Source organism: Gracilibacillus ureilyticus, assembly GCF_900111195.1.
In the GTDB taxonomy this organism is placed as follows: domain Bacteria; phylum Bacillota; class Bacilli; order Bacillales; family Amphibacillaceae; genus Gracilibacillus; species Gracilibacillus ureilyticus.
In genome coordinates this window covers 1-10,535 of sequence record NZ_FOGL01000034.1, presented here as the reverse complement: position 1 = coordinate 10,535, position 10,535 = coordinate 1, and the positions used below count along the sequence as shown (strand labels likewise).

At 39.6% G+C, this 10,535-nt stretch carries 10 protein-coding genes; 1 reads left to right on the top strand and 9 read right to left on the bottom strand.

The window, feature by feature from the left end; translation table 11 throughout:
• Window positions 1–355: 355 nt before the first annotated feature.
• On the bottom strand, window positions 356–1,462 hold the full coding sequence (locus tag BMW36_RS19975; RefSeq protein WP_089744422.1) for an SDR family oxidoreductase: 1,107 nt from the start codon (window positions 1,460–1,462) through the stop codon (window positions 356–358).
• Window positions 1,463–1,602: 140 nt separating this feature from the next.
• Here BMW36_RS19975 and BMW36_RS19970 point away from each other — a divergent pair, with 140 nt between their 5' ends.
• Entirely contained in the window at window positions 1,603–1,788 is a 186-nt protein-coding gene (locus tag BMW36_RS19970) for a type Z 30S ribosomal protein S14 (RefSeq protein WP_089744420.1), read from the top strand.
• Window positions 1,789–1,854: 66 nt separating this feature from the next.
• Here BMW36_RS19970 and BMW36_RS19965 read toward each other — a convergent pair whose 3' ends face one another.
• The 8 genes from BMW36_RS19965 to rpoE all read right to left on the bottom strand — a co-directional run bounded on the left by BMW36_RS19965 (window position 1,855) and on the right by rpoE (window position 10,323).
• Complete coding sequence (locus BMW36_RS19965) at window positions 1,855–2,427, bottom strand: thymidine kinase (RefSeq protein ID WP_089744418.1); 573 nt, start codon at window positions 2,425–2,427, stop codon at window positions 1,855–1,857.
• A 150-nt stretch (window positions 2,428–2,577) separates the two neighbouring features.
• The gene (locus BMW36_RS19960; protein WP_089744416.1) at window positions 2,578–2,823 is read right to left on the bottom strand and encodes a type B 50S ribosomal protein L31; all 246 of its coding nucleotides are present in this window, start codon (window positions 2,821–2,823) and stop codon (window positions 2,578–2,580) included.
• A gap of 140 nt (window positions 2,824–2,963) precedes the next feature.
• Window positions 2,964–4,250 (bottom strand): transcription termination factor Rho, encoded by a 1,287-nt coding sequence (rho, locus tag BMW36_RS19955; RefSeq protein ID WP_089744414.1) that lies wholly within the window; start codon window positions 4,248–4,250, stop codon window positions 2,964–2,966.
• Window positions 4,251–4,791: 541 nt separating this feature from the next.
• Window positions 4,792–6,078 carry a UDP-N-acetylglucosamine 1-carboxyvinyltransferase gene (locus BMW36_RS19950; protein ID WP_089744412.1) on the bottom strand — a complete coding sequence of 429 codons (1,287 nt, stop codon included), beginning with the start codon at window positions 6,076–6,078 and terminating at the stop codon, window positions 4,792–4,794.
• A gap of 230 nt (window positions 6,079–6,308) precedes the next feature.
• A complete protein-coding gene (gene fba, locus BMW36_RS19945; protein WP_089744410.1) occupies window positions 6,309–7,163 on the bottom strand; it encodes a class II fructose-1,6-bisphosphate aldolase in 855 nt (284 codons plus the stop codon).
• A 226-nt stretch (window positions 7,164–7,389) separates the two neighbouring features.
• Window positions 7,390–7,773 carry a response regulator gene (locus BMW36_RS19940; RefSeq protein WP_089744408.1) on the bottom strand — a complete coding sequence of 128 codons (384 nt, stop codon included), beginning with the start codon at window positions 7,771–7,773 and terminating at the stop codon, window positions 7,390–7,392.
• Window positions 7,774–7,941: 168 nt separating this feature from the next.
• Entirely contained in the window at window positions 7,942–9,543 is a 1,602-nt protein-coding gene (locus BMW36_RS19935) for a CTP synthase (protein WP_089744406.1), read from the bottom strand.
• A gap of 231 nt (window positions 9,544–9,774) precedes the next feature.
• On the bottom strand, window positions 9,775–10,323 hold the full coding sequence (gene rpoE / locus BMW36_RS19930; protein ID WP_089744405.1) for a DNA-directed RNA polymerase subunit delta: 549 nt from the start codon (window positions 10,321–10,323) through the stop codon (window positions 9,775–9,777).
• Between the last annotated feature and the right edge of the window lie 212 nt (window positions 10,324–10,535).

Below are 10,535 nucleotides of genomic sequence, written 5' to 3'. Positions count from 1 at the left end.
CGACTTCGCTCAAAGTTTTCCGGGCGCGATGGCTTTCAGACCTGCTCCGAACGACTTCGCTCAAAGTTTTCCGAACGCGACGGGTTTCAGACCTCCTCCGAGCGACTTCGCTCCTGCTTTTCTAGACGCCATGGCTTTCAGACCTGCTCCGAACAACTTCGCTCCTAGTTTTCCGGGCGCGACGGCTTTCAGACCTGCTCCGAACGACTTCACTCAAAGTTTTCCGGACGCGATAACTTTCAGTCCTCCTCTGAACGTCTTCACTCAAATTTTCTCAAAACGTCATAGCCTTCAGTGCACACCACTCCATTGAAAAAATACGATCATCCGGAGATTCCTGTCGTTTCCAACCAGACTATTTCCTCTTTTTCATAACAGAGTATGCTACTGCTGCTCCTCCTGCTAGTGCAAGTGTCAGCATTGGACGTTTGCTTGCTTTGACATACATACTGTTTGAGCGCATCCATCCTTTGTTCGTTCCCCGCTCGTGCATGCCGTAGCCTTTATGATATAAGGCGCTTTCTCTCGTTGTCTTTGAAGGTCTGCTATCATGCTGTGTAGGGTACAAGTACCATTCCACTAATTTATCTGTGAGTCTTGGCATCAGAGAACCAAGCCATTCATAAATCTTAGCCTGTGACCCAATGTACATATCTCTTTTTGGATTAGCTGCAGAAAATAGGATAGCGTCTGCTACTGCCTCTGGCGGGTAAATCATTCCCTTATGTGCCGGCTGTTTATCTAAATAGCTTCTTGCATGTTCATTATATGGTGTGTCTATTCGACCAGGATGAATTAATGTAACAGATACTGGAGCATTTTCTTTCTCCAGTTCCATCCTGATACTGTCTGTCCATCCATGTACAGCAAATTTTGCTGCTGAGTATGTTGACTGGAGAACGTCACCCTTACCGCCAAAGAGACTTCCAACATTAATCAAAGCACCAGGAACGCCTCTTTCTTTAAAATGCTTTACTGCTGCTTTTGATCCATATACGACACCCCAGAAATTTGTTTGAAACATGCGCTTCATATCTTCTGTACTTACATCCATTGCATGTCCGTAAATCGTTACACCAGCATTATTCACCCATGTATCAAAACGACCGTACTCATTGATCGCAGTTTCTGCAATTTTGTTTATATCGTTTTCATTTCCGACATCTGCTTTGACATAAACTGCGGAATTTCCCTGATTCCTTAATTCATCTACTAATTGCTGTAATGCTTCTTCGTTTCTAGCAGCAAGAACTAATTTAGCTCCCTGTGACGCAGCCATTCTTGCTGTAACTAACCCTATCCCGCTGGAAGCACCTGTTATTACGATTACCTGATCCTGAATTTCCTTCAATTTTATATTACGGTTCATCTGTACTGGTTTTTTCTCCAGTTTTGCTGTCGAAGTTTTTCCAGTTGTTTCAGTAAAATTATGACTGTTTTGCTCTTCTTGATTTTGTACCATCAAATCTCTCCCTCTTTCAAGTAATAATCCATATGTGTATCATTATTTACATTCCCATTCTGAGTAAAATTATGCTTGATTTACGCTCGAAATATGGTATAATACTTCTCCAACAATTTATTAAAAGGAGGTTACCGCTTATGGCAAGGAAAGCTTTAGTCATCAAACAGCAGAAGCCTCAAAAATATCAGGTTCGCGAATACACCCGCTGTAAACAGTGCGGCAGACCACATAGTGTTATGAAAAAATTTCAATTGTGCCGAATCTGCCTTCGCGAATATGCATATAAAGGGCAAATTCCTGGATTTAAAAAAGCAAGCTGGTAAAAATCAGTTTTATAATATATAGGAAAGAAGCCTTGGAATTTCCAAGGCTTTTTGTATGTAATAATATTACAGAGGCGGATTTGCATGACATTTCCTGCATACAGGATAGTAGGAGTCATTGCCTCCGATATGAATTTGCTCTCCCGTATAAACAGGCTTTCCTTCTTCATTTACCCGCAGATTCATGATCGCTTTTTTCTCACAGAACCAGCAGATTGTTTTCATTTCCTCAATCTTATCTGCATATAACAAGAAATACTTACTACCTTCAAATAATTCATTCCGGAAATCATTCTTGAGACCAAATCCCATGACGGGAATATCCAATTCATCCACAATTTTCGTTAATTGCAGTACATGCTGTTTGTTCAGAAACTGTGCTTCATCCACAAGGACACAATAAGGCTTTTGCGGATCATTTCGCACGACTTCAAACAAGTTCGTTTCTTCAAAAATCGGCAGCGCCTTTTGACGGAGACCGATACGGCTGGATACATAGCCCACTTCATCGCGGTCATCGATTCCTGAGGTAAATATCAGTACCGGTTTATTCTGCTCCTCATAATTATGTGCCACCTTTAATATTTCAATAGATTTACCGCTATTCATTGCACCATACTTAAAGAACAATTGTGCCACCTTTTCTTCCCCTCTCCATTTCAAGCATATATATTAGATTGTACATTTTTCTTCTTATCAAACGATAAAAAACAGGCAAATCATTATTTGATTTGCCTGTTTTAATCGGATTTCGTATCCTGTTAGGTTTGTTCTTGAAAAAATACCTTATTAGCCAAGGTTGTATTTTTTCTTGAAACGATCCACACGTCCACCGACTTTGTCAGCTTTTTGCTTACCAGTATAGAACGGGTGAGAAGCTGAGCTGATCTCTACACGGATTAATGGGTAAGAATTTCCATCTTCCCACTCAATTGTTTCCTCAGAAGTTTTTGTAGATCCGCCTAGAAATTTGTAGTCAGAGCTTGTATCAAGAAATACAACTTTACGGTATTCTGGATGAATGCCTTGTCTCATGTCTGTCCACTCCTTTTGCCCTGAATCCTTAGGAAACAGAGTTAAATTATGCGATTCACGCATTTTTTTCATACAGATGAATTATAACAATCCAGCCACTGGAATGCAAGAAGAATTTATTGTAATTATTCATAGATTTATTACTGTTTCTTCGCTGTTCCTTTTCGTTTCATTTCATTTTCAAGAACTTCAAGGAATTCCTCATTGTTTTTCGTTGAGCGGAGTTTACGTAAAAAGCGTTCAAGAAAATCAGGTGAGTCCTGCATACTCTTTCTTATTGCCCACATTTTATCTAAATGTGGTTTGGATAATAATAATTCTTCTTTTCTTGTACTTGAACGTAAAATGTCAATGGCAGGGAAAATCCGGCGCTGTGCCAGGTTACGGTCTAAATGAAGCTCCATATTTCCCGTTCCTTTAAACTCTTCATAAATAACATCGTCCATCCGTGATCCTGTCTCAACAAGTGCAGTTGCAAGAATAGTAAAACTTCCGCCATCCTCAATGTTACGTGCAGCACCGAAGAATCGTTTCGGTCTGTGGAATGCCGCCGGGTCAATACCACCGGAAAGTGTACGTCCGCTTGGAGGGATAACTAAGTTATAAGCACGTGCAAGTCTTGTGATGCTATCCATTAAAACGACAACATCCTTCTTATGTTCCACGAGCCGCATTGCGCGCTCCAGTACTAATTCCGCTACTTTAATATGGTTTTCAGGTACTTCATCAAATGTGGAACTTACCACATCAACATTTTCAGCTACCGACCGTTCAATGTCTGTTACTTCTTCCGGTCTCTCATCAACAAGCAATATAATCAGTTTTGTATCAGGGTGATTTGTAGCGATACTGTTTGCAATTTGTTTTAACAGCATTGTCTTCCCTGCTTTAGGTGGTGCAACAATCAACCCACGCTGTCCGTAACCGACTGGTGTTAACAAATCCATAATTCTTGTGGAAATTTGCTTTGTTTCTGTTTCGAGATTCATGAGACGGTCTGGATATAATGGAGTTAATGCAGGAAAATGCACCCTTTCTTTTGCCGCTTCCGGATCCTCTCCATTCACCGCATCTACATGCAATAATCCGTAATAACGTTCATTTTCTTTTGGCGGCCGAACTTTACCAGATACCTTGTCCCCATTCCGCAAATCAAAACGGCGGATTTGTGAAGCAGAAATATAGATATCCTCTGCACTAGGCGAATAGTTTATCGGCCGTAAAAAACCAAACCCTTCTGTCGGGATAATTTCCAATATTCCATCCATAAATAAATAACCGCTTTTTTCTGCCTGTGCCTTTAAAATGGCAAAGATCAGTTCTTTTTTTGTTAATTTCGCATAATAAGACACTTTAAATTCTCTTGCTTTCGCATAAAGGTCTTTTAATGTCATCTGTTCTAATTCCGAGATTGTTACTTCACTCACAAAATCACCACACCTATATTCATTATAATTTTATATAAAACGGTTCCATCATCCACTTTTGGTTAAATGTGATCAAAGCGGTTCAGAACCTAATATTTCATTCTACTTACTTTTATGGTCAAACAATGCTTGGAAACTCAAAAAAGGAGTACCGAGATTATCGAATTAATCTCAAGAAGAGTATGAGATGGAAGCTGTACTTAGCTTCACGCTACGGAAAGCAATGAAGCAATTGGTAAAGTAGATTTATATCCTTACTATATAGTACATGGTTCGAGATAGATATTCAACAAATATTTTGAAAAACTCACTCCCCCGCTTCCCAAATGATAGAATTTGTTCCCGAAACAGACAAATTCAGAATTTTTCCTCACAGGGACAGAGGTATTTAAAGTTTGGACGCGTGAATATAGTCTGCATTTATACGAAAAAAATCACCCTCATAGCGAAATGAAGGTGATTTCACCACTTATCCTTTAAGCACTCTGATAAGTTTCGCTAATGCTCAGGAGAAAAACTCCCACTGAGCAAAAGTCTCTCATTATAAATTTTGTAACTGTGTTATTTCCTTTTCTGTCATATCCTCACGCCAAATATGTGCACCAAGGTTGGATAATTTCTCTGCAATTTGAGAATACCCTCGGTCAATATGTTCTAAACCTGTTATTTCCGTAATTCCTTTTGCCATCAATCCTGCTACTATTAAAGAGGCACCTGCTCTTAAATCACTTGCTTTCACTTTAGCTCCTTCTAATGGGACAGGACCTGTTACAATGGCAGAGCCACCTTCCACTTTAATCTGGGCATTCATTCTTCTTAACTCATCGATATGTTTAAAACGAGCCTGATAGATAGTATCTGTCACAACACTCGTACCTGTCGCTTTTGTTAATAGAGCGGTAAAAGGCTGCTGAAGGTCTGTCGGGAAACCAGGATGAACAAGTGTCTTTATATCGACACTTTTTAATGGACCTCCCCTGTGAACAAGCAATTGTTCTTCCCCTTCTTCAATCTGCACACCCATTTCTCTTAACTTCGCAAGTAACGGCTCTAAGTGTTGCGGAATCACGTTATCAATTAGAACCTTTTCGCCTTGAGCTGCAGCCATAATCGTATAAGTTCCTGCTTCAATGCGGTCAGGAATAATTGTATGCATACACCCTGTCAGTTCCTGCACTCCTTCAATTCTGATTACATCTGTTCCGGCACCTTTAATTTTTGCACCCATGCTTGTCAGTAATGTAGCCACATCGATTATTTCCGGCTCTCTTGCCGCATTTTCAATTATTGTTTTTCCCTTAGCTTTCACTGCTGCCAGCATAATATTAATAGTAGCACCAACACTAACTACATCTAAATATATACGGGCACCTGTCAGCTCATCTGCACGTAAATAGATGGCACCTTGCTCATTCGTTACTTTTGCCCCAAGAGCTTCAAATCCTTTAATATGCTGGTCAATGGGACGCGGACCTAAATAGCAACCGCCTGGCAGCCCAATAACAGCTTCCTTAAAACGGCCAAGCATCGCTCCCATAAAATAATAAGAGGCACGCAGCTTCTTCACACGCCCATTCGGCAATGGCATTGCTGTCATCTGTGATGGATCGATATGTAAAGTTTGTCCGCGCTTTTCCACCGTTCCGCCGATTTCCTCTAATAAATGACCCAAGGTATCCACATCCGAGATATCAGGTAACCCTTCAATAATCACTTTGGAGTCAGCCAGAATGGAAGCTGGCAATAAAGCAACCGCACTATTTTTTGCCCCACTTATTCTCACTTTGCCATTCAATAAGTGTCCACCCTCAACAAGCAACTTTTGCATCCAAAATCCCTCTCTTTTCAAAGGTAATTATATTAACGATCATTTCGTTCGTCATTTTTCCATCAATAGTTTGTACTATTTTACCAAATTCATGCAATATTTTCCCCAAATAAAAACACTCAAAACAATTATAACTTATGTAGGCTACAATTACACTATTAGTTAACTATAATTGTAAACACAAAAAGAAACTGCACCTGTTAAAGGAGCAGTTTCTCTTATCCAGATTCTTATGCTTTACCTGAAGAACCGAATTCACGCATTTTGCCAATTACAGTATCTTTAATTGCGTCGCGGCTTGGTCCAAGATATTTACGTGGATCGATCATCTTAGGGTTCGCTTCTAATACTTCGCGAACAACTTTTGTTTGCTGAATTTGGTTTTCAGTATTTACATTGATTTTAGATGTACCGTAAGAAATTGCTTTCTGAATATCTTTCAACGGAATACCAGTTCCACCGTGAAGTACTAATGGCACACCCGCAACTGTATTAATTTCTTCCATTTCTTTAAATCCTAAGTTTGGTTCACCTTGGTAAGAACCGTGTACAGAACCTAAAGCTGGTGCTAAACAGTCAATTCCAGTACGTTCAACCAACTCTTTACATTCGTTCGTGTCAGCATACATGATACCGCCTGTTACACCGTCTTCCTCGCCACCTACAGTACCAAGCTCTGCTTCTACAGATACACCGTGGAAATGCGCAAGCTCTACTACTTTAGATGTTACCGCAATGTTTTCTTCAAATGGATCGTGTGAAGCATCGATCATTACAGAAGTAAATCCTGCGTGAATTGCTTTCGCACAAGCTTCAAAGCTTGAACCGTGATCTAAGTGGATTGCTACAGGAACTGTTGTCCCTTGTGCTTCCATTGTTGCTGTAACCATTGCTACTACAACATTGAAACCACCCATGTATTTACCAGCACCCTCAGATACACCAAGAATTACCGGTGATTTTTCTTCTTCTGCCGCCTGAAGAATTGCCTGCACATATTCTAAGTTGTTGATGTTGAACTGACCTACAGCATAGCCGTTTTTGTTCGCTTTAATAAGCATATCTTTCATTGATTCTAATGCCATTGCTTATTCCTCCTATAAGGTATGTATTTGAAAACTTAGCTTTTCGACAGGATATTATCGAAAGCACAGTCTCAGTTATACTACCAACAATCGTAGTATAGACAATTTTTTGTATAACAACCGATCTGTCTGATTGATTGCATCCATTAATAGAATACCAATTCCTTTCAAAAGGTGCAACACTACAGAGTTAAGAAAGCGGTTGCCTAGCAAAATTTCTGAAATATTACCGATTTGGCTGATTGCATTTTCCATCTATGATATCTTTTACCATTATCCTGATATCATTCAACTGAAATGGTTTTCCGATCACTGACTTAACAACCGGGTAATGATTCATTTTTTCTTCTGCTCTGTCCGGCAATCCACTCATCACAATGACAGGTGTTTCTATACCTTTTTCAACTAATTGTTTTACCAGAGCGTGCCCATCAATGATTGGAAGCTTGTAATCCAACATGATCAGATCAGGCTCCCTTGAATTAATTTTGTCTAACGCTTCCTGACCGTTCATTGCCAGCTCTACCTGGTACCCTTCATGGGTTATCACTTCCTGGAGTAACAGTCGAATACCTATTTGGTCATCAACAACTAGCACTGTTTTCGACATAATATGTGGCCCTCTCTTTCACTATGTAAAAATAGAATGTTCTTTTATCTATTTCGCTATCTTTAGAAAAAATCCTGCAAGAAAGAAAAGATATTAGAAATACATTTGCTTTATTTTTACAAATTAACTAAGAAAAAACAGCGGTGAGTTTCCCCACCGCTGTATTAATTACTTATTTTCGACTGTAGCACCAATAAAGCCTTTAAACAGCTGCTGAGGTCTTGTCGGTCTTGATTTAAATTCCGGGTGGAACTGTGATGCGATAAACCATGGATGGTCCGCTATCTCGATTGTTTCCACAAGTTTCTCATCAGGGCTTGTACCGGAGAAAATAAATCCATTTTTCTCCATCTGGTCCCTGTATTGATTATTAAACTCAAAACGGTGACGGTGTCTTTCATAGACAATATCTTCATTTCCGTATACTTCTTTCGTCTTCGTTCCATCTTTCAAACGGCAAGGATAGATTCCCAGTCTTAATGTACCACCTAAATCGGATATATCTTTTTGTTCTGGTAATAAATCAATAATCGGATGTTTTGTTAACGGGTCAATCTCTGCAGAGTGTGCCCCCTCAAGTCCTAGTACATTACGGGCAAACTCCACTGTAGCTAATTGCATACCTAAACAAATACCAAAGAAAGGTACTTTGTTTTCTCTCGCATAACGGATTGCTTCAATTTTCCCTTCGATACCTCGGTCACCAAATCCTCCAGGAACTAATATTCCATCAACGTCTTCCAGTTCCTGATTCACATTTTCGCTGGATAACTCTTCCGCGTTTACCCATTTCACTTCTACATCAGAATCATGTGCAAAGCCTGCATGTTTCAATGCCTCGACAATAGAAATATAAGCATCAGGCAGTTCAACATACTTACCTACTAAGCCAATTGTTACTTTCTTCGATAAATTAAGTACACGTTCAACCAGCTCGTTCCATTCTGTCATATCTGCCTGTCCGCATTCCAGTCCGAAATGATCACAAGTTAACTGGTCTAAATTCTGTTGCTGCATTGCTAAAGGCACATGATAAAGTGTATCAGCATCTCCTGACTCGATAACAGCTTTTTCATCAATGTCACAGAATAAAGCGATTTTCTCTTTCATTTCCTGACTGATTTCATGCTCTGTTCGTAAAACAATCACATCAGGCTGGATACCTAATGAACGTAATTCTTTCACACTGTGCTGTGTCGGTTTTGTTTTAAGCTCACCTGCTGCTCTAATATACGGAACCAGTGTACAGTGAATATACATGACGTTTTCACGACCAATATCACTTTTAATTTGTCTGATTGCTTCAATAAATGGGAGGGATTCGATGTCTCCAACTGTACCGCCAATTTCAGTAATAACAATATCGGCATTTGTCTGCTTGCCGGCCTGGAACACTTTATCTTTAATTTCATTTGTGATATGCGGAATAACCTGCACCGTTCCGCCTAAGTAATCACCACGACGTTCTTTTTTGATGACAGTGGAATAAATTTTCCCTGTTGTAATGTTGCTGTACTGGTTTAAGTTAATATCAATAAACCGCTCATAGTGACCAAGGTCTAAATCTGTTTCCGCACCATCATCTGTCACAAATACTTCACCATGCTGATATGGACTCATAGTTCCAGGGTCAACATTGATATATGGATCAAATTTCTGGATAGTTACTTTCAATCCTCTATTTTTTAATAAACGCCCCAAAGATGCTGCTGTTATCCCCTTTCCAATCGAAGATACTACACCACCAGTTACAAAGATATATTTAGTCACACTGATCCCTCTTTCTTTTTAGTAGCTTTTTTATATAGTTAGCTTCCTGTCAAAAAACATACGAAGCATACAAGGCCATTATTTCGAATGATTATTGGATATACGATCATTTCCTGAAAAAATAAAAAAGCGCTCCCCTTGTAGCAGGGGAACGCTATATTATCCATTAAATTATGGAGCCCAAGTAAAATTGTACTCAGATCAGATTAGAAAGTCAAGTATGAGTTCTCGTTAATTTTCTTCGTCCTCTTCTAACTCTTCATCATCGAACTCTTCGTCCTCAAATTCATCGTCAACTTCCGTCTCTTCTAAATCTCCTTCGTCATCATCAAAGTCGAAATCTTCTTCGTCATCGACAGCTTCTATCTCCAGTTCCTCATCATCGAAGTCACCAAGATCTTCATCTAGAATATCGTCGTCTTCATCAAGTGTGTCATCCAGTTCAAGGTCTTCCGCAACAACTTTTTTCGTTGCTTTTTTCTTTTTCTTTTTCTTAGGAGCTGTTGTAATATCTTCATCAATTTCTTCCACTGGGTACCAGCGTTTTAAACCCCACAGGTTTGATCCTTTTGTCATAAAGCGGCCATCAATGTTCAAATCTGTATAGTATTGAACCATCATTGCATCCTTTTGGCTTTCTTCGACTCCTTTTAATGCAGCCACACGGTCAAAAATCTCGCGAAAATCCAATGCTTTATTTTCTTCTTCCAGTATCATTGCCGCAATATCAATCATCGCCATTTCTTCTAATCTTTCCTGGGATAATTCCTTCAAACTCACGACTCAGCACTCCTTTATCGTAAAATCTATGTCAAAAAACATATGTAAGCATCTGTACTACCCTAACATTATATGGTTTCACAACACGAAATGCAACAAAGAAAAGCGAAGTGGACTGATTTGCCCCGACAAGCATAAGCGGAACCATGACGTGTCGGTCTTTGACACACCATGGGATCGCTTATGACCTCGAGGGGCAGGTCCACTGAGCT